Source organism: Dethiosulfatarculus sandiegensis (assembly GCF_000931935.2).
In the GTDB taxonomy this organism is placed as follows: domain Bacteria; phylum Desulfobacterota; class Desulfarculia; order Desulfarculales; family Desulfarculaceae; genus Dethiosulfatarculus; species Dethiosulfatarculus sandiegensis.
Map to the genome: position 1 here is coordinate 28,870 of NZ_AZAC01000014.1, position 20,324 is coordinate 49,193.

Below are 20,324 nucleotides of genomic sequence, written 5' to 3' on the forward strand. Positions count from 1 at the left end.
TGAGACCATAAATATAAGGGTCTCAAAACGGTTATTTTTATTGAAAAGCCAACCGGCCCTTTATTTTTGAATTTGCCTGGGAAAATGGTGGGCATTCACCTGGTTGAGCCTAAGAGGTGCTTGCTTTTAAAATTCCTTTAATTCAAGAGGCTTTCATGAAGATCTACTCAAAGAGCCGGGTTGGCTTGCTGCTTTTATTCTTTCTTATGGCCTTTTCCGGCTGTGGCAAGGGAACAGCTCCGGCCCCGCTAAACACTAATCCGGCTTTGAATGTAGATCAGAAAAAATGTCTGCGTGTGTTTTGGGTGGCTGATCCGGCAGAGGCCCAGGCAGTACAGCAAAGCCTGGACAGCGGCGAGGACTTTGTAGAGCTTGCCCGCACCAGGTCCAGGGCTAATCCGGATAAGGTTATGGATCACACCTATTGCCTCAAGCCGGTTGATATGGAGCCCGGTTTGCGTAAAGCGGCCTTGGAGTTGAATCCGGGAGAGATGAAAGGTCCCTTATCCCTTAACCAGGGACGGGCCTGGATAAGGGCCACCACTGACAAATATTTTCGTCAGGCAGGGGCGCTTTTTCGGCAGAACCGTTTTAAGGAAGCCCAAGAAGCCTTGGCCGGCGATCTTGAGTTGAACCCTGATCACATAGCCGGGTGGCGTCTCTTAAGTGTGATCAAGGTTGGCGAAAGGGACTGGCCGGGAGCCTTGGAGGCAGTGGACAAGGCCCTTTATTGGACCCCGCTGGACCCGGTTTTGATCAGCAACCGGGCCTCCTTTTTATGGAAAATGGGGAAAAAAAAAGAGGCTGTCAGGTCCTATGAAAAAGCTTTGGGCCTGGACCCCACCAACCCCAAAATGTTGAATAATCTGGCCTGGGCCCTGGCGGCCCAACAGTCCGACCTTAAGCGGGCCGAGAGTTTGGCCCATAGGGCGACCGTGTTGTCGCCCTATGAATCAAATCTGTGGAACACCCTGGGATTGATTCAGAAATTAAGGGGGAGCCATGCCGAGGCTGTGGTGAGTCTGCAAAAAGCCTTGCAACTCGGCGGTAAAAATCCGGAAACCAGAAAGTGGCTTTTAGAGAGTTTTTTATCTCTGAAAAGGGAAGATTTGGTTGCTTTGGAAGAGTATCTTTTGGTTAGAGAACCGGCCTTGGTTGGGAGTAAAACCACTCTCAAACCAGAAAAGGTTTCAGCTTCTAGAAAAAAAGACCCGTCTTTATTTCAAAAACCTGATAAAAGGCAAGAGATCCCCATAAGTGAACAGGATATTTCCGCCCCGCCTCCCTGGATTTTGGCCAAGGGGACAAATGAAGGTGGGGGCCTTGCCGCCCCTAGAGTCAATAAACCTGTCAAAAAAGCTGAGCCCAAAACCAAGTCCGATTTCCCTGGGACTAAGCCGGTAGTATTTAAAGACGCTTCAAAGCCTTCGGAAAATGCCAAGAAGAAGGCGTCCCAAAAGGCTGCTCTGCATAACAGAACAGCCCCCAAAACCAGCGAAGATACGCCCAAGATATCTGGATTCCGGGTTGCTTCCTTGCCGGGAAAGCCTTCTCAAAAGGCATCTCCCGATAAAGAACCTGTGCAGCCGTCGCTTGCACCTGATACAAAAAAAGCGCCGCAACCCAATCAAAATGTGGTTGCCGCCTCAAAGGATCAGCCGAGAGACCTGTCTCCCAAGAAGCAGGAAAAAACTCCCAGCATACGGGTCGCTTTTCCCACAGACTCTTCAAAATCAGGGCAAACAAAAGTGTTCAGGGCTCCTCTGGATCAGGACCGGTTACCTGAGAAACCCACCAGCGAATCAGTAAGGTCTCGTGAAGAACAGCAAAAGGTTCACGCCCCTTATTTGCAGATAGCCTCGTTCAGGAGTTTGACCGATGCCCTCTCGGCCAGAAGGGTTTGGCAGAGAAAAGGCGCTGATTGCTTTTTGGAACATTTGGATCTTGGTTCAAGGGGAAAATGGTACCGGATTCTTTTGGGCCCCTTTACATCTTATGAAAAGGCCAGGGACCAGGGGCGAAAATTGCAGAAAAGAGGTGAGATAAAGACCTTCATGGTGGTGGAAAAGTAGCTTGAGCCAACCTTGCGGGCCAATGGTCGGACCAGCGTTCTAAAACCATTTCAGGGCTGGTTTTACACTTATGCCTTTAAAGTGAAACAGACAGTTACAAGGGGCTTTAGTCGCAGACCAGGCCTGGGAAATCAGAGGCAACTAACCGGTAAAAGGTCCTTAAGGGCCTGCCTGGTGGAAAGATATCCCAATTCGTCCCAGGGAATCAGGTCAAAAGGGAATACCTTTATCTCCAAAGCCTCCGGGCTCATGATCAGTTCTCCAGAGGTTGCCGTGGCCGCATAGGCAATAAGCACTGTGGGGTTGCTTTCATAGGAATAAACCCTGAGCGGCCCGTCCAGGCGAACGCTTAACCCGGTTTCTTCCTTAACTTCCCTTAAGGCCGCTTTGGTCACCTCTTCGCCGCGGTCCACATGTCCGCCCGGCAGTATCCATTTACCATAGGCCTTGTCTCTTTGGGCTCGGCGCAACAGGACCACTCCCTGGTTTTCAGTGGTGACTACCGCGGCCACCGCCAGTTTGGGATCAAGGTAAACAGCCCGGCCGCATGATGTGCATATAAAAGGAGGGCCTTCCCCGGCTTGGCTCAAGGTTTCCCTTAGGGCGCCGCCGCAGGTCTGGCAAAAACTGGGGATTACTGGTGTAGCCATTTTTTTTACAAATTGCGCCTTTGGAATTCAGATATAGAGTCTTAAACAGCTTTTTTGCGCAGGATTAACTGATTGCCTGGAGGAACGTGGAAGACTTCATCCATTATACCGTTCATTAGGAAAATTCCCCTGCCTCTTTCAGATAAAAGATTGGATTCCAAAGTGGGGTCTGGAAGTTGTTTGGGGTCAAAGCCCTCGCCTTGGTCTGTAATGGAAATTTCCAAAAGTTCCGGAGCGCACACAACCTCCACGTCCACCCTTTTATCGTGATCCCATTTGTTGCCGTGTTCCATGGCGTTGGTAAGCCCTTCCACCAAAGCCAGTTTCAGGTTATTGTCCAGTTCATGGTCGGAAAACCCGGATGTGACAGTGGACTGGCTTATTATGTGTATTACTTCCCAGATAAGTTCGGCATGGCTTGGGACCGTAATATTGGTGGTTTGCTGTACGGATATATAAGCGGCGTGGCCCTTTATGGAGGTGGCTTTCAGAGTTAATGCCTGTTCCACCACCTTGGCCAGGACTTTCATGTTGAGAGGCTTGGCCAGGAAGTTTTCAGCCCCTTCCTTAAGAGCTTCGACTACAGTTTCAATTTCCCCGTAACCACTTATCAAAACCACAGGCACCTTGGGGTTGGTCTCCTTGACCGCCTTCAGTAACTGGATGCCCGAAAGATTCGGCATTTTAAGGTCGGTCAGGATCATATCCGGGGAAATTTTTAGAAATTGGTCGAGACCTTCCTGCCCGTCAAGGGCCGTTATAACCTCATGCCCTTTGGATTCGAGGAATTCTTTCAGTAGTTCCAGAATCAACGGCTCGTCATCGACTATCAATATACGCCCATGTACGTGCTGGGGAGATAGAGTCCGATAGTCCAGTGGCGGTAGATTTTTCATAGTTTAAAATCCAAAAGGATGAAAGCCACATCATCCGGGAACTCTCCGGAGACCCAGGCCTTGAGGTCTTCTTGTAAGGCCTGACGGAAGCTTTGGATATCATATTGACCATGAGCCAGCATCATGGTTTCCAGACGGTCCAGTCCGTATTGTTCACCTTCCAGGGTGGGGGCTTCGGTCAACCCGTCTGTAAACAAGGCCAGGCGATCACCGGTTTTGATCTCCTGGATATGGTCCTCATAGCTCACCAGGGGACTTTCATTGTCAAATGCCCCCAGAAAAATCGAACTCTCGCTTAACCTTGATATGTCTGTTCTGTTGGTCATGAAAAGCGGAGAAGGGTGCCCTGCCAAGGCCCAGGTGAGTTTTTTTTGGGCGGGTGAAAAAAGCGCCGCAAAGGCGGTTACGAACATATCGTCTTGCGTAAGGTTGTAAATGTCCTGGTTTAAGGCCAAAAGAGCTTTGGCCGGGCTGCGAAGGGTGGCCAGGTAGTTGGGTAAAAGCGCCTTAATGATGGATGCGGTCATGGCTGAGGCCAGGCCGTGGCCCGAGACATCGGCCACGATCAGGGCCACGTCGCCTTGAGGCTGCCTTATGATGTCAAAGTAATCTCCGCCCACCCCGGAACAGGGTTGGAAAAGATATGTCACCTTGGCTCCCGGCACATCAGCTTCCTCGGGTAATAAAAACCTTTGGTAGCGGGCCGCCATGTCCAGTTCCTTGTGCATGATGTCGTTTTGCCTGCTGATCTGGGACATCAGCTTTCGGTTATTCACCGCGTTTTTGATTTTAAGTGGCAAAACAACCCTTAAGTCATCCATGGAAAGCGGTTTGGTGAAATAGTCGTAAGACCCCATGGTAAGGGCCTTGCTGATGGATTCAAAGTCGTCTAAGGAGCTGTTTACTATAGTCGGGATATTTTTTATCTCAGGTTGGTCCGAGCGCCATTTGAGAAAATCAAACCCATCCATTTCGGGCATGACTAAATCAAGGATTATAAGATCTATTTCAGGGTGTTCGGTTACCTGTTCGATGGCTTCCTTGCCGTGGCAGGCCATGAGGATGTCATAGCCGAACTTGCCCAGATGCATGCGCAAAAGTTCGCGGTTGACCCTGGCATCGTCAACGATCAGTATGGTTGATTTAGTGTTTGTTTTAGGATTTAAATCCAAGTTATTGTCACTTTCGCCCTTTGGGAGCGTCTTTCCAAAGCCCGATTATAAGAGGGGCTATGTTGCCCAGGGGGACAACCCTGCTGGCGGCGCCGATCTCCACGGCGCTTTTGGGCATGCCGTAGACCGTGCAGGTTTCCTCGTTTTGAGCCACGGTAAACGCCCCGGCTTCATGCAGGTTTTTAAGGCCTTGGGCGCCGTCGTCACCCATGCCGGTCATAATTACGGCTACTGCATTTGCACCCGCGTTGTTGACTCCGGACCTGAAAAGTACGTCCACTGAAGGTTTGTGTCGGTTGACAGGCGGACCGTCTTTAACTCTTACCTTGTAGCCGGTCTTTCCCCGTTCCAAAAGCATGTGCCGCCCACCGGGAGCTATCAGGGCCTGCCCAGGGGACAGAGGCTGGTTGTCTTTGGCTTCCTGAACATTTATCTCAACCAAGCTGTCCAGGCGGTCGGCAAAGGCCTTGGTAAAGTGAACCGGCATATGCTGCACAATGGCAATAGGCGGGCTGTCCTTGGGAAGGCGCTTCAAGACCTGCTCCAAAGCCACGGTGCCCCCGGTTGATGCGCCTATCAACACAATCATGGGGCCGCCCGACCTGGGTGGAGCCTTGGTCAGGGCCACAACCTCGTCCACTTCGACCTTTTGGGGAACCTTGAGCTGTTCCACGGCAACAGGGATCCGACGGACCTTGGCCTTGACCGCTCCCCTTATCTTATCCGCCAGTTCCTCGATGAGTGCTTCTTGATATGCCGACACATTGCGGGAGGGCTTGGCCACAAAGTCAACAGCCCCGTAGGCCAGGGCCTGCAAGGTTGCCTCGGCTCCCTCCAGGGTGAGGCTGGAGAACATGACCACCGGGGTGGGATAGGCCTTCATTAGTTTTTTAAGGAAGGTCAGCCCGTCCATGCGCGGCATTTCAATGTCAAGGGTGATGACATCCGGTTTGAGCTTAAGGAATTTGTCCCGGGCAAAATAAGGATCTGCCGCCGCGCCTACAACTTCTATATCAGGTTCTTTATTAAGGGATGAACGTAAAAATTCTCTGACCATGGCAGAGTCGTCCACGATCAACACCCTTATTGGTTGTCTTCTGTTGAATGTCAAAAAAGTCCCCCGACTGACTTTAGGAAAGGGCCTGTTTTGCAGGTCTTTTTAATATGATCTTTTTAAATTATTATAACGCCGTTTATGGAAGTTGCGCTCTAAAGCATTTACGTTTTTTGAAAATGCTTGTACTACTTTTTAATTGAACCTTGACGGAATTTTTGTTTTCGTCAGGTTTTTTTAAAACGCATAGCTCTTGATGCTTAGTTGTCAAACGCCTTATCAATGGCGTCTTCGGTAGGTTGTTTTTAAACCGTTAGAAGTAGGTAAGGCTTTCCTTGCCCACCTGATGCTCCAGGCGCTGCTGATATTTTTGATCACGTTCAGCAACCTTGCGCTCAGCTTCCGGCACCAGTCGTTTTACAAAAACTTTGCCCGAATAGGGAAGGTAGAGCACTTTTCTTCCCAAAGATCCCCCCACATCGGTCTTCAGGACCTTTATCCCCTCCATGGAGAGAAAGGATTTTACAAACTGAATATTTGAGGTCGGGACGCTGGCAGCATTTTGAGCCACGGTTTTCAGTACATGACCGCCGCCAAATACCTTGGCGGTCAAATGTTCTCTATCCCCTCCCAGTTTTATAAGATCACCAAGAACCATTTCCATGGCATACATGCCGTAACGGGCGCTTTGGCTGGTGAAGACATCTTCCTGCCTGAAATCTCCGGGCAGCATAAAATGGTTCATCCCGCCTATTTTATTTTTTTCATCTTTCAAGCACACGCTGATGCAGGAGCCAAGAACTGTGGCTATAACTTCGTCCTGGTCGGTTACATAATATTCACCAGGCTTGATAAGCACCATTGGCCGCTTAAGCTGGGAGTGAAATCGCTTAAGCATAGTCGTCAAACCTTCACATAGGTGGTGGTTGCCACGTATTTAAATAGATGCTTAACCATCATGAGCGACTCTGAGTGACCTACAAACACATGACCTCCCGGGCGAAGAAGTTTGTGGAATTTTTCCATCATGCTGGTTTTGTCGGCAGTGTCGAAGTAGATCATAACGTTTCGGCAGAATATGAAATCCAGTGTCACCTTTAGAGAATAGCTTGGAGACATCAGGTTGAATTTTCTAAACATTATTAAATTACGCAACTCGGGTTTCGCTTTATAAATAATTCCATCCGGGGTGCGCCTGCGTGCGAAATAGCGTGCCTTAAAGGCCTTGGGCACCGGATTCAACAGGGCTTCGTCATATTCTCCCTGGCTGGCTTTGGTCAAAATGGTGGTGTCTAAGTCTGTGGCCAGGATCTTGAAACGCCAATTGGGGTGGTCTTTAAAAAAGTCAGACATGGTCATGGCCAGGGTGTAGGGCTCCTCGCCGGAGGAACAGCCCGCGGACCAGACCCTCAGTTCCCTTTTCCCGGTTTTTTCACCCTCTTGATAAAGCTGGGGTAAAAGAATGTTGGTCAGGTATTCAAAATGATGCTTTTCTCTGAAAAAATCCGTCTTGTTGGTGGTAATCCGGTTGATCATCTGAACCAGTTCATCACCGTCGTCTTTATTTTTCAGATGATTTATATAGTCTTTGAAACTGCTTAATCCCAGGGCGCGCAGCCTGCGCGAAAGCCTGCTCACCACCAGGTCTCTTTTATGTAAACCAAGGCTGATGCCGGTTTTTTCCTTCACCAGCACCCTGATAATTTCAAATTCTTTGTCAGACAAAGTGAAGGTTGTGAAAAGAGCCTTATTGCCTGGCGCCCTTTTTTTGGCTTTTTCAAGCGTTGCCAATATTAGCCATCCATACCTAAAAGAAGTTCCAGGTCAAGGAGAATGACCATCACACCTTCATGCCTGCTCAATCCCTTGATGTGTTCCTTTTGAATGGGGCCGGTGAAGTTGGGGGTCTCCTGCACGCTTTCCTCGTTGAATTCAACGACGTCTTCCACTCCATCCACAACCACGCCCAATGTGCGCGCCCCCACCTTCACAACCATGACTACAGGCTCGTTGTCCTCATTGGCTTCCAGGGCCAGTTTGAGCCTGAGGTCCAAAACCGGCGCCACCATCCCACGCAGGTTCATCACCCCAAGTACATATTGCGGGGAATTGGGCAGGCGAGAGACGTTAGGCATACCTATGATTTCCTGAACCGTAAGAATGTCCACTCCATAGGTCTCTTTACCTAAGGTGAAAGTCAGGTATTCGCCGCCCTTGACTTGGGCCTCTGACGCGGGTTCGGCCTCCTCGGCAAGAACCAGGGCTGAGTTCTGCTCTGGCTGTCGACCGACTCCTGCACCGGATTGGGGGCTTAGGATTTCCGGCTCCACAAAAACCTCCTGCATAGGGGCGGCCGCTTGGGTGACAGGGGCAGGCTCTTGCAAGATCGGTTCAGGCTCAGGCTTGGCGACCGCAGGTTCGGGTGTTTCTTCCATACCGAAATCCGCCATGTTAATGGCTCGGATGTCGGAGGCATCTATCATTAAAGCCGCTTCGAGCAGATCAGTCTCAAGCACGGTAAAATAAAGGATGTCAAAGCGCGGTTGTATTTCTTTTTCCCCCTCGGGCAAATCCAGATGAGAGTCGAGAATTTCACCCATGGAGAGCATCTCGTTGACCAGTTGCAGAGGGGTGAGCCCCCGGTCTTCTATCTGGCTCATATTCAGGCGGACATTGTATACGTTGCCCTGGGATAATTTTTTCTCAAGGGTGTAAGCCGATATGTCAAAAGGCGGCAGTCCGGCTTCGGCCGAGGGGGTGCCTTTTTTCCCCATGCTTTCCTTGACATCCTGGCTCACCCCGGAATTCAGGGCCGCGTCCAGCGCCCTGATGGGCGCCTGGACGTCAACATCCTCTTCTCCCTCAACGTGCTCGAATAAATAGTTGAGCACATCCAGGGCTTGTAAAAGGGAATCAGTGATGGGCTGGTCGGCGACCAGATCACCATTACGTATAAGGTTCAGGATGTCTTCCATTTTGTGGGCCAGGTTCTCTATTTTGGACAGGCCCACAAAACCGGCGCCACCTTTAATGGAATGAATGGCCCTGAATATGGTATGGATCGTGTCTTCAGTGATTTCACCGGACTCAAGGTTCAAAAGACCGCTTTCCACTGTCTCAAGAAGTTCGGTGGATTCCGCCACGAATTCCGGTATCATGTCATCGAAATCGCCCATCTGGTCTCCATTTTGGATTAAGGGGCATTTTAATCATCAAGAGGGATTCGTCTCCCCCATGGCTGAAAAATCAGTCGGCGAACGCCAACTTTTCCAGACCATGGATATCAAGGATCAGGCTAACCCTGCCGTCACCTAGGATGGTCGCCCCGGCAACACCCGGCACCTTCTTATAATTTTGTTCCAGGCTTTTTATCACCGCCTGCTGCTCACCCAGAATATCATCCACCAGGATTCCGAAGCGCTTGCTCACGCTTTCTATAATCACGACAAGGGCATTGGTGGGGTCTGTTCTGTCTGTGGGAAGGTTGAAAATCTTATACAGCCTGATTAAAGGCAGATATTCGCCGCGGACGCTTATCAGCTCCCCCCCGCCTTCCACAGTGGAAATCTCTTCGTTTTTGGGGCGCATGGATTCCAAAATCGAAAGCATAGGCAGGGTGAGTATGTCCTCTCCCACCCGCACGGTCATGCCATCGATTATGGCCAGGGTGAGAGGCAGCTTTATACGGAAGGTGCTTCCCTTGCCCGGGGCGGATTCCACATCAACCGATCCGCGCAGCTCCTCGATGTTTTGGCGCACCACGTCGAGTCCCACACCTCGGCCCGAAACCTCGGTGACCTTCTCCGCCGTGGAAAATCCGGGTTGAAACATAAAGGCAAAGGCTTCTGAGTCGCCAAGTTGCGCGCCAGGCGAGCAGAGGCCTCTTTCGATAGCCTTGTTGACCACCTTGTTTTTATCGATTCCCCTGCCGTCGTCAGCCACCTCTATGATGATCTTGCCTTCCTGCTGGTAGGCCCTTAACCATATGGTGCCTGTCTCCGGTTTCCCCAAAGCCGCTCTTTCCTGAGGGGTTTCCAGACCGTGGTCGGCGCTGTTTCGGATCAGGTGTTTTAAGGGGTCGGCTATCTGCTCGATTACGTTTTTATCGAGTTCTGTTTCCGTGCCGCTCATCTCCAGGTGGATCTTTTTGCCCATTTCAGAGGCAAGATCGCGCACCACCCTTTGAAAACGGTTGAAGGTGCCTTCCACGGGGATCATGCGCACCCGCATGACCTGTTCCTGTAGATCCCGGCTGATATGATCCAGGGCTTCCACCGCGCTGGCCATTTCGCTGTTGGAATCACCTTCTGAGATCTGGTTCACCCTGGCCACTCCAATGACCAGCTCACCCACCAGGTTTACCAGCTTGTCCAGTTTGTCTGTCTCAACCCTGATGGTGGCTGCGTGGGTAACTGTCTTACCTGCGGGAACCAGGGCCTTGGAAGCCTTTGGAACCTTTTGGGGTTTTGGCTTTGGTTCAGGAGCCTTGGGTTGAGGAGGTTTTGTCGTAACCGACTTTTGAGCCTCGGCCCTGGGTTGAGGCTTGGGAGGTGGAGTCGGTGCTGCCTGTTTGGGGGGCGGCTCGAATATCTCCGTCATTTCGATCTCATTTCCGTCTTTCACAAAAATAAAGACGTTTTCCAGGATGCCGGGTTCATGATCGGAGACCATCCAGATCTCCCACCATAGATAGAGGTCATCAATATTGAGTTCATCAAAAGGCGGTAAGCCATCAGTGTGACAGACCACCTTTTCCAGTTCTCCCAGTTCGGCCAACTCCAAAATAAGCTGTAAAGGATCAGTGCCCGTGACAAAGATGGTGGGATCGAACCGCATCTTTATGTGGTAATGTCTCTGACCCGCATAAGCTTCTTGGATTGCTTCCTCTTGCTGTGCGTCTTGAGGCTCTTGCTGCGTTTGGTCCGGACCCAACAACCCTGACAGGGCGTCTTTGATTTCCCGCGGAGCCAGCGGGCTTTCTCCGGCCAAATAGCCGCTTATCATCACTTTTAATGCGTCCAGAGCCGACAAAAGGATGCCGACCGCTTCCGCATCAGGTTCCATGCGGCCTTTACGCATTTCATCCAGAATACTCTCCATGAGGTGAGTGAGATCCACCACCTGGTCAAAGCCGACTATGCCGGCGTTGCCCTTCATGGTATGAGCCGCCCGGAAAACCGCGTTTATCTCATCAGGGTCCTGACTGCCCTCAAGGTCAAGCAGGCCGGACTCAAGAGATTCCAGGATTTCCTGGGATTCTTCAAAGAATATTTCAAGAAGCTTGTCGTCCATGAAAGGGCCTCGCTAAAGCGAACGGGTGAATTTGCGCACCACCTGCAAGAGTGTTTCGGGCTTGAACGGCTTAACCAACCACCCTGAAGCGCCCGCTTTTTTCCCTTTAATTTTCATACTGTCTTCCCTTTCGGTGGTAAGCACCAATATGGGAAGAAAGCGAAACGATGTCTGCTTGACCTTGGTTATGAATTCGATTCCGTCCATGATAGGCATATTGACATCGCTTATGATCATATCCGGGCTTTGATCCTTTTGGGTCATTTCATCCAGGCGGTCCAGACCTTCCTGTCCATTGGTGGCGTGGATTACGGTAAATCCGGCAGGCTTCAGGGTCATCTCCACCGACATTCTTAAGGTGGTGGAGTCGTCAACAACAAGAATGGTTTTATTCATACCTGCTCCAACACTTTGAGAGTAGGGGGGCGTTTATGCAATGAATTCAGCATAATGTTCCTCTAGGCCGGTCAACTTCAAGGCGCGGTCGAATGCCTTGGATAAACCGGTGATAAAGGCGCCTCCCACCTCCTTACGGCTTCTTAGGAACGCCAATAAAAGTTGTAAGCCTGCCAAATCAACTTCCTTGATCTGGGAAACATCCACCGTAACAGGCGAATTTGAAGAAAGGGGTTCCCACAGGCTTTCTTTGAAGCTGTCCAGGTGCCGGATTAAGAGTTGCCCGGCGATGGCCAGATTTCCATCTTGGTTCTGTAATTCAAGCACTGCCCTGCCTGCCTAGCTGCCTTGGGATATGTTGAATATTTTGTCTAATTTAACCACTTTGAACATGGTGAAAATGTCTTTACCCATGTTTTTAATGGTTATTTTCCCGCCATGTGCGGCCAGACTCTTGTAAAAGAGGAGTAATTTGCCGATTCCGGCGCTGCCGATAAAGGTGACGCCCTTGAAGTCCAGGACCACTTCACTTATGGATGAGACGTCCATCTCCAGAAAACGACGCTTGAGCTCTTCCGCCCCTCTTTCGTCTATGCTTCCGGTGATCTCCATTAAAAAACCGTCACCCTGCGGAGTGGTGTTAATCTCCATTTTGTTTGCCTCCCTGAGAAGATGTCCCGCTTGCAGCAGGTTTTTATCGGGATTGTCCTACTTTAAGCCTGAGGTTTAATCTGGTATCAGGCATTAATTTAATCGTATCATTTAAAAGTATGCCATATCATTTGAAACGGCCAATACTTTGTTGCTACTTTTATCAAAAACTTCGCACCTTTAAAAATAGCTTCCTGCCGGGATTGAAGATGTTGTTAATTCTTTTTCGGTTCCCTTTTCTGGGCTTCCAGAACCTTTTTTTCCTCTAACTCTTCCTTTTGCCTGGCCAGAACGTATTGATGAAGGGATTCGCGGCCGCTTTCTTTTATCCTGACGTACTCCATAGCCGCCACGGTCTTTCCGGCGATAAGCGTTCTCACCTCGGCCACCACCGGCACATCCGGATAATCTGCGGGCAATTTGATCACACCGGCAACCTGTTCACCTACTTTGAGGTTAAGGTCGTTTTTAACCGCAATGCCGCCGGCGCTTAAATCTACCAGGGGTATCTGTTGCTTTTGGCAGTAAAAAAAAACCGGCGCCCCTGGTTTAGGGGTTACTCTGAAATACCGGCGCTGGTCCAGGTCATAAGAGAGCCCGAACAGCTTTTCGGCGTCTTTTTCTTTTTTCTTTTTCCAAAACAAGCTCTGCCACTCCCCACTATCAACGCGTTCCGTTAGGTAAATATTCTGAACTGCGGATTAGCGCCTGACAACTCGTTTTTTTAATAAATGCCTTAATTCCCCACCTTTGGCTGTAAATGACGCCATAAAGTTAAAGGGCCGATACTTTAGTGGTTACGCGGTCCCGGGATTGTGACCAGGCTTTACACCAAATTTTTATTTGTGAGCAATCTTTTGAAGTATCCCCGGCTCGGTTGCTCATTTTACTAAAGGCCCTTTGCTCTCTCCTTTTTATGGAAAATAAGTAACGCTATATCAGTATAGCAGAATACCCCCCAAACCAATGAATCCAACCCGTAAGTATTTGATCCATCTTCAACTTAAGCTTCCAAATTTTGCAGGACATATGAAAATTTGGTGCGCCGGTTTTTCCGGATAGTTTTCAGCGATACATTTTTTCCAGAACGAATTCCACCCTGCGATTCAAGGCCATGTTCTTGGCGGTGGTGTTGGGAGCCAGCGGATCTGTATCCGCATACCCGGTTGCCGTGAGCCTGCGGGGGTTTACTCCTTGCCCCACCATATACCGCAGCACCGCAGTTGCCCTAAGCGCGCTGAGCTCCCAGTTGCTGGCGTATTTGCTGGATTTTATGGGGCGGGAATCAGTATGGCCCCCAACATCCAGTCTATAATCAGGGTTATCCCTGACAATAGTGGCTATCTGGTTCAGCACCTTTCTTGCCTCAGGCTGGAAAAGGGAAGACGCAGAGTCAAAAAGGATTCGTCCTTTTACCCTTAAGACCACTTTTCCGTCTTGGGAGACCACGCTCACCGCGTCATCCAGGTTCTTCTTTTTAATCATTTGGCGTATGTCTTTGAGCAGCGGTTCGTTTTCATCTCCCGTGACCTGGGAAAGGCTCTGCTGGCGCACAGCGTGCATGTCGATGCGCCCGGTGTGCCCGCCTTTGGACACGTTGGCCCCCAGGGTGAACTGTATGGAAGTTATGATGTTTTCAAACCGCTCTGTATCCAGGCTGGAGATGGCCAGGAGCATAACGAAAAAAGTAAGGAGAAGGGTTACCATGTCGGCATAGGTGGTAAGCCAGTTTTTGGCCTCCGACTCTTCTGCAATATCTTTGTATTCTTCTTCGCTCATTTTGCCTGCTCGGGTTTTTTAGATTTTTCAGGCTGGTATTTATCCCTGACTTTAGGAGGAATAAAGGAGCTGAGCTTTTCATAGATAAGAAGAGGGTTGTTGTTTTCCAAAATGGAGAGCGCCCCTTCGAAGATGATTTCCAGGTTTATGACTTCAACAGAGGTGCGGCTTTTCAGCTTTCCCGCCAAAGGCAGGAAGAAAAGCGATGAAAGCAAGGACCCGTAAAAAGTGGTTATAAGGGCCAGCGCCATGGCCGGGCCTATAGTTTTGGGATCATCCAAGGTCCCCAGCATCTGAACCAGTCCAATGAGGGTTCCCAGCATGCCAAAGGCAGGGGCATAGGCGCCCATTTTGCGGAATACGTCCTGAGCCACTGAGTGACGCTGGCGCATGGCTTCAATTTCAATACGCAGGGTTTCCCGTATCAGTACCTCTGGCGCGCCGTCTGCGATCAGCATAAGGGCTTTTTTCAGAACCGCGTTATCTGTGCGAACCTTGCTCAGCGCCACCAGGCCTTGGCGGCGGGACAGGTTGGCCACAGTCAGGATGACCCTCACCACATCATTGGGGTTTACTTTTTTTTGGCTGAAGGCGTGCTTCACCGCCTGAAAGGCATGGATCACATCAATCAAGGGAAAAGTGATTAAGGTGGCGGCCAGGGTGCCGCCGAGAACAATCATGACGCTGGGCAAACTTACAAAGGCTGATAAATCGCCTTTACTTACAATAGCGCCAAAGATGAGCGCCATGCCGGAAAAGATGCCTATGATGGTTGCTATATCCATCTATTTCAGCTCCAGACAAAACACGAAACAAAAGAGAAAGGTTATTTAGTTATCTTACCTTGAAAGGGAAATGTTAGTGTTAAATTGCGACCCTTGCCTTAATAAATTGTATTCACGCTGCTTTTCTGGGTTATCCCTTATCAGGCGATGTATGTCCATTACCTGCCGCACCGGTTGGCCGTCTATGTTGACAAGTATATCGCCCGCCTTGATCCCCGCTGTTTCCGCCCGGCTTTTGGGCATGACCCGTTCGACCAGAAGGCCCTGGTCCACAGGTTTCAAAAAAAGGCCGAGTCTTGGCCTGTGACTGGGGGTGGGCTCTGAAATCACCACCAGGTCGGCCAGTTTTGTCAACTGGCCTCCCATAGCGGCCATTGCTTTTTCACTCACCGGAATAACCGTGAGTAAACGGGCCCCGGGCAGCCTGCGTAAAATCCGTGGCTTAAGGCCAAGCCCGCCGGTCATATGGCCGCTTCCGGCCAGAAGCACCGCTTTGGCCTCGGCCTGGGGCCAGGGCAAAAGGTGCTTGGCCAGGTTGTGAGCCATGGTTTCGTCGCGGGCGATCTGGGCGTTGATAAAATAATCGGCAGCCTTGGGTTCCATTATGCCGTGTTCCGTGAACCGGGGCTTGAGTTGGGTGCGATACAGGGTGTCGTCTAAATCCAGGGAAGGGGCAATGGCATCCCTTTGCTCAGGGGAAAGGGAGTTGAGCCCATTTTGGGCGATCTGCTTGATTATCCGGGTGGGGGCGCTTAATGGGACCAAGGTCAAACCCTCTTTGCGGACATATTCCAGGATGGGCTTGTAAAGTTCCAGGGGGAATCCCCAGGTGTGGGGCCAATCAACCTCTTGGGCAAATTCAGAGACCGTTATCTTTCCGGCGCTGAGCCTGGCACAGGCCGGTTGGGCCGAGGCATCGAGCCATTCAATCCCCACTATGATGCGGGCCTGGTTCACCCGGTTAAAGTCCTTTAACATTTTAAGCTGGATAAGGTGGTGATGGGGATTGGTATGGGTCTCACCCAAAAGGATAATTTGGGCTTGAGATAGTGTCTGGTCCAGGTCTTTTGCTCCCAGGCTTTTCTCCGCCTGGGGGTAAAAAACTTCACCAACCTGAACAGAAGGCATTGGTGCGCATCCCAGCGTTATTGTCAAAAGGCATAGCACCAGGGAACGGAAAAACATTATTCCCCCAAGGTGTTAAAAAATAGCTTTTGGGAAATGATAGTACCACATCTATCCAGAATTGTTAATCAAAAGGCCTTGGCGCGCCGCCACCGGCCATTGGGCGGAAGGTTTCCGGAGTGCTAACTATGGGTGATTTAAGTGTAATATCAGTTTGTTGCCTGTATGTTGCGGGTGTTTTACTTTCTTTTGCCTGCCGGTAAGAATTTTGAAAAGATGTAAATCAAACAGCCCGTTACCTTTAAATTAAAAAAAACGGGCTGTTTGATTTTTCGTCTGGCGCATAGTGGAGGCTTTTCAAAGAAAGGCTTGCCGTCAAGACCGCCAACATTAAAAAATAGTTTTTCGCTTATGTGGTTTTTCTAAAAGTTATCAAAATATAAATTCAATAACTTTATTGGAAAAAAACAAAAGAACACTTTTCTATGACACCCTCTCAGGATTTGGCGGGTTTTTCAGCCTTTTTGGCGCCGGGAAAGGGTAGTCCCGCTTCTTCGTAGCGCTGAATTATATTGTCCTTGATCCAGTGAGAGTCCCACCACTCAACCGGATTCACGTAAACCCCGTTTATAAGGACCGAGTAGTGGAGATGATCTCCCAGGGCAAGACCCGTGGCCCCTGAAAGCCCCAGTTTTTGTCCTTTTTCCACCTGGTCGCCGGCTGATACGTTTGTGCTGCTCAAATGGCCGTACAGGCTGGCCACTCCCTGACCATGGTCCACAATAACACAACCGCCGTAAATCCCCATGGGCCCTGCATGTCGCACGATTCCGTCGGCTGCCGCCAATATGGGGCTTTGTGCGACATCGGCCAGGTCCACGCCCAGGTGCACCGCCCGGGTTATGCTTTGGCCGTTATGGAAATAGGTTCTACGGTCCCCAAAACCGGCCATTGGCTGGCCCCTGGGACGGTCAAAAGGCCCTTTCCAGAGCATTTGGTCTTCGGTTTTTTGGGCCAGGCTTTTGATCTTTTGGTTAATTTCCTTGCGGAACGTTGTGTTTATCCAGGTGAAAATCTCCACCGGCGCACCGTTTGGCGTAGGTGATATGGCGGCAAACCTGGAGGAAAGGATATTTATGGTGCGGTCACTCAGTTTCAGTTCTGCCCGGCGGTATTTTTTCCAGCGCACCCTGACATTGACCGGCACTTTTATCTTGTTTCCGGCTTGGTCCAGGGCAAACGCCGCGATCTCCGCTCCTTTCACTTCATCCTGGCTATAGGCAAACGGGCAGACTCCTATGCGTTGGTCGTCTTTATAAGGCCTGTAGCCGGGGAAGGTCCTTGCCCCAACTGTTACACCGTGGGTTTTGGCGTCTTCGCTCATTTCATAGATGGCCAGGGCTGATCCGCCCCTGCGCATATGAATGATGGCGTTTCTGATCTGGATTTTGGGCGGAGTGAAATCCACTGTGGCCGCAAAGCGCCGGCTTGAGAATTTCCCCGGGAAAAAGGTGCCGAGGCGTTTGCCCCAGGCGCGCACCTCAAGGTAGGCCTGTCCTTGGGCAAGCCCCATTTTTTTCACGTTTATCTTTAGATCCGCCTTTACACCATCGGGATCTTTTGCTGTGAGGTCTGTTCTGGCCAGGAGAATTTTTTCCGTACTGCCTTGCTGCAAGGCCACTTCCAGTTTGGAAACCCCCTTGCCGTTGTCTTTTATGAGCAGGGAGAACGGGGTTTCCTCCCCCAGATATTGGGGTGGTTTATCTGCTAAAATTTCAGGGGCCGGGCCCAGGTAGATCTTCCAGCCCAGAAAAGCGGCCAATCCGCCCAGGATTATACAAATAAAAAGGGCGATAATGACCAGGGACGCACTCCTTTTAGTGCCCATGATAAGGAAACTCCGAAGGTTTAGGTGAAGGTTTTTAAAGACCCGTTCTTACGGGATTTTGATTTTTCAGACCCAAGACCCGGGGTGTTTTTATACTTGCCGTTTGCCCGGGATTGCGATCGGCGGTTAAGTTGCTATTGCGAAATTTGTCAAGATTCCGCCTGCTTTCACAAAAGGTTAGGCTAGGGGGCAAAGGCTGTCAAGTACAGCTGTGTCAAAGTTAAGCACGGAAAATAAAATTTTAATTAAATCAGCATGTTTGCGTGAGATGCTAATTTTCGTGAAAGGGTTCTTTGCTGATTATTCATTTCTGTTTTCCGGGAAAGGGCCCCATGGACACAATTACCCGGTTTTTTATCTATAAGACAGGTTTAGAGTGCATTTCAGTATTAAACTGCTAAAGTGCACTTGAAGAAGTTAACGGGTTTTAAAGCACCTTGTTTTTGAACTTACAATCGTCGGGTTTGGTGAGATGATTCAAGAAGTGAACGGAAGAACACCCAAATTGGGGAAGAACGCATTTGTGGCTGAAGGTGCCTTTGTGCTGGGCGACGTCACCTTGGGTGAAGACGCCAGCGTGTGGTACGGGGCTGTTATTCGGGGGGATATTAACTGGATCAGAATAGGCGACCGCAGCAACATCCAGGACGGAGTGGTGATCCATGTCAACCACAAGGGCCAGGGCGTGAGGGTTGGCAATGAGGTTCTGGTGGGGCACAGGGTGGTTCTGCACGCCTGCACAGTGGAAGACGGCGCCTTGATCGGTAATGGGGCTGTTGTGCTGGATGGGGCCCATATTGGAGCCCGGGCCATGGTGGCCGCCGGATCGGTGGTGCCGCCGGGGGCCAAGGTGCCGCCCGAGACCCTGGTTATGGGGTCGCCGGCCCGCCCCAAGCGCGCCCTGACCCCGGAGGAGATGGAGTCCAACCGAAAGGGCTCTTTGCGGTATGTTAGAATTAAAGAGGCCCATCGTACACCTGGAGTTCTTGTGGAGTACGGCCCGGAGGAATAATGCGGCAAAAGGCCCGTCAGATCTTGGAGGAACTTGCCCCGCAGGTGCAAAGAAACTGCACCAGGGCAGACGCCTCCCTTGCGGGCCGCTTTTCCCTTTGCGGGCTTTTGATGCGGCTGAACAGCCTTTATAAATGGGAAAAGAACCTGCCTCCCTGGCAGGTGGAAGAACCGCCGGTGCTTCTGGACTGGGTGGGCAGACGGGAAGAGCTATGGCTTTCCTGCCAGGATCAGTCCTACGAAGACCTGGTGATTGAAAACAGGGTCTATGACCCTTATGACTCTCAGGCTGTGAATCAACTGCTGAGGCCTTTGGGGCTGGTCTACAGCGCCGGCCTGGCCGGGGGATTGACCCCGGTGTTTTTTTTAGGGGGTATAAAAAAAGAACAAAGGCAAAACGGGCTTGAATGCCTTTGGATTGAAAGGGAGCAGGCCCGCAGCCTTTTACTCCTGCCCGGCCTGAAACAGGGTGATGTGGTTTACCTCAGGGAAGAGCCCTTGGCCCATCTTTTGTGGGACAGAATATCCGATCCCAGGAAAAGCGCCCGCGCTTTTGCCTGGATGGGGCTAAAGGGGTATGGGGTGAACCTGGAAGAGGTCTTGGCAAAACCCTCCTGGCCGATGCTTGAACCGGTGCTGCAAGGAGAAATGGAGACCGTGCTTTGGCACGAGTTGGGAGAGGCGGAGGTGGACGATGACGCCAACCGTATTTTCCACCTGGTGCTGCAAAGCTGCCCGGCCAGTGATCTGGAACTCTTTGTAAGAGCCCTGAAAGACCTTCTGGCCGACACCCTCCCTCAAGGCCGCCTCAGCAGAATTATTGCCGCTGAAAAAGAGGGCGCCCTGGGGTTTTATCCGGCCTGGCTCGACGGATACACCAGGTTTCTTTTTCCGGAGATCAGCCGGGCGGTGTTGGATTTCGTCAAGTCAGCCGACTGGCAGGCAGTGGAGGTTGCCAGGGATGTTGGCCTGGAACGGGCTGCAGACGCAATCTCCAGCCTGTCCTTCCTTTTGGTTGAAGGAGTGAATGAAAAAAGCCTGGCCAGAGCCCGCTCCGAGGTCATGGAACCCCTGACAGGACAGTTGTAGTCCCGTTAAAAGTACGCCATGAGAACCCGGAGCCCGCTGAATTTCAAAAGGTGTGTAAGCCGGATTTATTTGAGCCGGTAAGTGATAAGTCCGTGGCTGAGGTCATAAGGGGACACACTGACGCGCACCCGGTCTCCCACCAGAACTTTAATTTTAAAACGCTTCATACGACCGGACAAAACGGCCCTTAAGGTGTGCCCCTGCTCAGTTACCACCTCCATCTGGCCTCCGCCCAAGGTTCTGGTAACTTCGCCTTCCAAATGGATCAGATCATCGCGACTCAAACTTAACCCCTTTTGTTTCAGTTAAACAAAACCGCCAACTCTGGACGGATCAACGACTAACTATGGCACGGGGTCTACTTGCAGTCAAGTCTTGACGGGCTTTTGATGCCCTGGCAAAGCCGATATTATTCTAAAAAAAACCGGGAAAGGAAAAAGGCTCCTCATTGGGGCATTGCCAGT

At 50.8% G+C, this 20,324-nt stretch carries 20 protein-coding genes; 3 read left to right on the top strand and 17 right to left on the bottom strand.

Annotated features, from left to right (window positions below; all coding sequences use genetic code 11):
• Positions 1–155 precede the first annotated feature (155 nt).
• On the top strand, positions 156–2,072 hold the full coding sequence (locus X474_RS09905; RefSeq protein WP_044348606.1) for a tetratricopeptide repeat protein: 1,917 nt from the start codon (positions 156–158) through the stop codon (positions 2,070–2,072).
• Between the two features lie 131 nt (positions 2,073–2,203).
• Here the strand turns inward: X474_RS09905 and X474_RS09910 are convergent, their stop codons facing one another.
• The 16 genes from X474_RS09910 to X474_RS09985 all read right to left on the bottom strand — a co-directional run bounded on the left by X474_RS09910 (position 2,204) and on the right by X474_RS09985 (position 17,760).
• Positions 2,204–2,722 carry an NUDIX hydrolase gene (locus X474_RS09910; RefSeq protein WP_044348608.1) on the bottom strand — a complete coding sequence of 173 codons (519 nt, stop codon included), beginning with the start codon at positions 2,720–2,722 and terminating at the stop codon, positions 2,204–2,206.
• 41 nt (positions 2,723–2,763) lie between these two features.
• Positions 2,764–3,618, bottom strand: coding sequence for a response regulator (locus X474_RS09915; RefSeq protein ID WP_082464284.1), 855 nt, complete (start codon positions 3,616–3,618; stop codon positions 2,764–2,766).
• Complete coding sequence (locus tag X474_RS09920) at positions 3,615–4,790, bottom strand: PP2C family protein-serine/threonine phosphatase (RefSeq protein ID WP_044348612.1); 1,176 nt, start codon at positions 4,788–4,790, stop codon at positions 3,615–3,617. Before X474_RS09920 ends, X474_RS09915 begins: the two co-directional genes overlap by 4 nt.
• A gap of 7 nt (positions 4,791–4,797) precedes the next feature.
• Positions 4,798–5,901, bottom strand: a complete 1,104-nt coding sequence (locus tag X474_RS09925) for a protein-glutamate methylesterase/protein-glutamine glutaminase (RefSeq protein ID WP_231688317.1) — start codon at positions 5,899–5,901, stop codon at positions 4,798–4,800.
• 256 nt (positions 5,902–6,157) lie between these two features.
• Positions 6,158–6,742: a hypothetical protein gene (locus X474_RS09930; protein WP_044348614.1), complete on the bottom strand. Its 585-nt coding sequence runs from the start codon at positions 6,740–6,742 to the stop codon at positions 6,158–6,160.
• Between the two features lie 5 nt (positions 6,743–6,747).
• The gene (locus tag X474_RS09935) at positions 6,748–7,635 is read right to left on the bottom strand and encodes a CheR family methyltransferase (RefSeq protein ID WP_052515073.1); all 888 of its coding nucleotides are present in this window, start codon (positions 7,633–7,635) and stop codon (positions 6,748–6,750) included.
• Between the two features lie 2 nt (positions 7,636–7,637).
• Positions 7,638–9,020, bottom strand: coding sequence for a chemotaxis protein CheW (locus X474_RS27605; protein WP_082464285.1), 1,383 nt, complete (start codon positions 9,018–9,020; stop codon positions 7,638–7,640).
• A gap of 70 nt (positions 9,021–9,090) precedes the next feature.
• Positions 9,091–11,136, bottom strand: a complete 2,046-nt coding sequence (locus X474_RS09945) for a chemotaxis protein CheA (protein ID WP_044348616.1) — start codon at positions 11,134–11,136, stop codon at positions 9,091–9,093.
• Between the two features lie 12 nt (positions 11,137–11,148).
• Complete coding sequence (locus tag X474_RS09950) at positions 11,149–11,532, bottom strand: response regulator (RefSeq protein WP_044348618.1); 384 nt, start codon at positions 11,530–11,532, stop codon at positions 11,149–11,151.
• A gap of 33 nt (positions 11,533–11,565) precedes the next feature.
• Entirely contained in the window at positions 11,566–11,859 is a 294-nt protein-coding gene (locus tag X474_RS09955; RefSeq protein WP_044348620.1) for an STAS domain-containing protein, read from the bottom strand.
• A gap of 12 nt (positions 11,860–11,871) precedes the next feature.
• Complete coding sequence (locus tag X474_RS09960) at positions 11,872–12,183, bottom strand: STAS domain-containing protein (protein WP_044348622.1); 312 nt, start codon at positions 12,181–12,183, stop codon at positions 11,872–11,874.
• A gap of 215 nt (positions 12,184–12,398) precedes the next feature.
• Complete coding sequence (locus X474_RS09965; RefSeq protein WP_044348624.1) at positions 12,399–12,827, bottom strand: PilZ domain-containing protein; 429 nt, start codon at positions 12,825–12,827, stop codon at positions 12,399–12,401.
• A 421-nt stretch (positions 12,828–13,248) separates the two neighbouring features.
• Positions 13,249–13,962, bottom strand: a complete 714-nt coding sequence (locus tag X474_RS09970; RefSeq protein ID WP_044348626.1) for an OmpA/MotB family protein — start codon at positions 13,960–13,962, stop codon at positions 13,249–13,251.
• On the bottom strand, positions 13,959–14,747 hold the full coding sequence (locus tag X474_RS09975) for a motility protein A (protein WP_044348629.1): 789 nt from the start codon (positions 14,745–14,747) through the stop codon (positions 13,959–13,961). The genes X474_RS09970 and X474_RS09975 overlap by 4 nt, the downstream gene beginning before the upstream one ends.
• 54 nt (positions 14,748–14,801) lie before the next feature.
• The gene (locus X474_RS09980) at positions 14,802–15,875 is read right to left on the bottom strand and encodes a ChaN family lipoprotein (protein ID WP_044348631.1); all 1,074 of its coding nucleotides are present in this window, start codon (positions 15,873–15,875) and stop codon (positions 14,802–14,804) included.
• Positions 15,876–16,368: 493 nt separating this feature from the next.
• The gene (locus tag X474_RS09985) at positions 16,369–17,760 is read right to left on the bottom strand and encodes a M23 family metallopeptidase (RefSeq protein WP_052515074.1); all 1,392 of its coding nucleotides are present in this window, start codon (positions 17,758–17,760) and stop codon (positions 16,369–16,371) included.
• A 523-nt stretch (positions 17,761–18,283) separates the two neighbouring features.
• Here X474_RS09985 and X474_RS09990 point away from each other — a divergent pair.
• A complete protein-coding gene (locus X474_RS09990) occupies positions 18,284–18,772 on the top strand; it encodes a gamma carbonic anhydrase family protein (RefSeq protein WP_231688318.1) in 489 nt (162 codons plus the stop codon).
• Positions 18,772–19,860, top strand: a complete 1,089-nt coding sequence (locus tag X474_RS09995; protein ID WP_044348635.1) for an Sfum_1244 family protein — start codon at positions 18,772–18,774, stop codon at positions 19,858–19,860. Before X474_RS09990 ends, X474_RS09995 begins: the two co-directional genes overlap by 1 nt.
• A gap of 65 nt (positions 19,861–19,925) precedes the next feature.
• Here X474_RS09995 and infA read toward each other — a convergent pair whose 3' ends face one another.
• Positions 19,926–20,144 (bottom strand): translation initiation factor IF-1, encoded by a 219-nt coding sequence (gene infA / locus X474_RS10000; RefSeq protein ID WP_044348637.1) that lies wholly within the window; start codon positions 20,142–20,144, stop codon positions 19,926–19,928.
• Positions 20,145–20,324: the final 180 nt, after the last annotated feature.

Bases quoted from the DNA above. Each gene is read 5' to 3' on its own strand.
- X474_RS09905 (WP_044348606.1), top strand. From the start codon at position 156: ATGAAGATCTACTCAAAGAGCCGGGTTGGCTTGCTGCTTTTATTCTTT.
- X474_RS09915 (WP_082464284.1), bottom strand. From the start codon at position 3,618: ATGAAAAATCTACCGCCACTGGACTATCGGACTCTATCTCCCCAGCAC.
- X474_RS09985 (WP_052515074.1), bottom strand. From the start codon at position 17,760: ATGGGCACTAAAAGGAGTGCGTCCCTGGTCATTATCGCCCTTTTTATT.
- X474_RS09970 (WP_044348626.1), bottom strand. From the start codon at position 13,962: ATGAGCGAAGAAGAATACAAAGATATTGCAGAAGAGTCGGAGGCCAAA.
- X474_RS09930 (WP_044348614.1), bottom strand. From the start codon at position 6,742: ATGCTTAAGCGATTTCACTCCCAGCTTAAGCGGCCAATGGTGCTTATC.
- X474_RS09960 (WP_044348622.1), bottom strand. From the start codon at position 12,183: ATGGAGATTAACACCACTCCGCAGGGTGACGGTTTTTTAATGGAGATC.
- X474_RS27605 (WP_082464285.1), bottom strand. From the start codon at position 9,020: ATGGGCGATTTCGATGACATGATACCGGAATTCGTGGCGGAATCCACC.
- X474_RS09975 (WP_044348629.1), bottom strand. From the start codon at position 14,747: ATGGATATAGCAACCATCATAGGCATCTTTTCCGGCATGGCGCTCATC.
- X474_RS09910 (WP_044348608.1), bottom strand. From the start codon at position 2,722: ATGGCTACACCAGTAATCCCCAGTTTTTGCCAGACCTGCGGCGGCGCC.
- X474_RS09950 (WP_044348618.1), bottom strand. From the start codon at position 11,532: ATGAATAAAACCATTCTTGTTGTTGACGACTCCACCACCTTAAGAATG.
- X474_RS09980 (WP_044348631.1), bottom strand. From the start codon at position 15,875: ATGCCTTCTGTTCAGGTTGGTGAAGTTTTTTACCCCCAGGCGGAGAAA.
- X474_RS09945 (WP_044348616.1), bottom strand. From the start codon at position 11,136: ATGGACGACAAGCTTCTTGAAATATTCTTTGAAGAATCCCAGGAAATC.
- X474_RS09995 (WP_044348635.1), top strand. From the start codon at position 18,772: ATGCGGCAAAAGGCCCGTCAGATCTTGGAGGAACTTGCCCCGCAGGTG.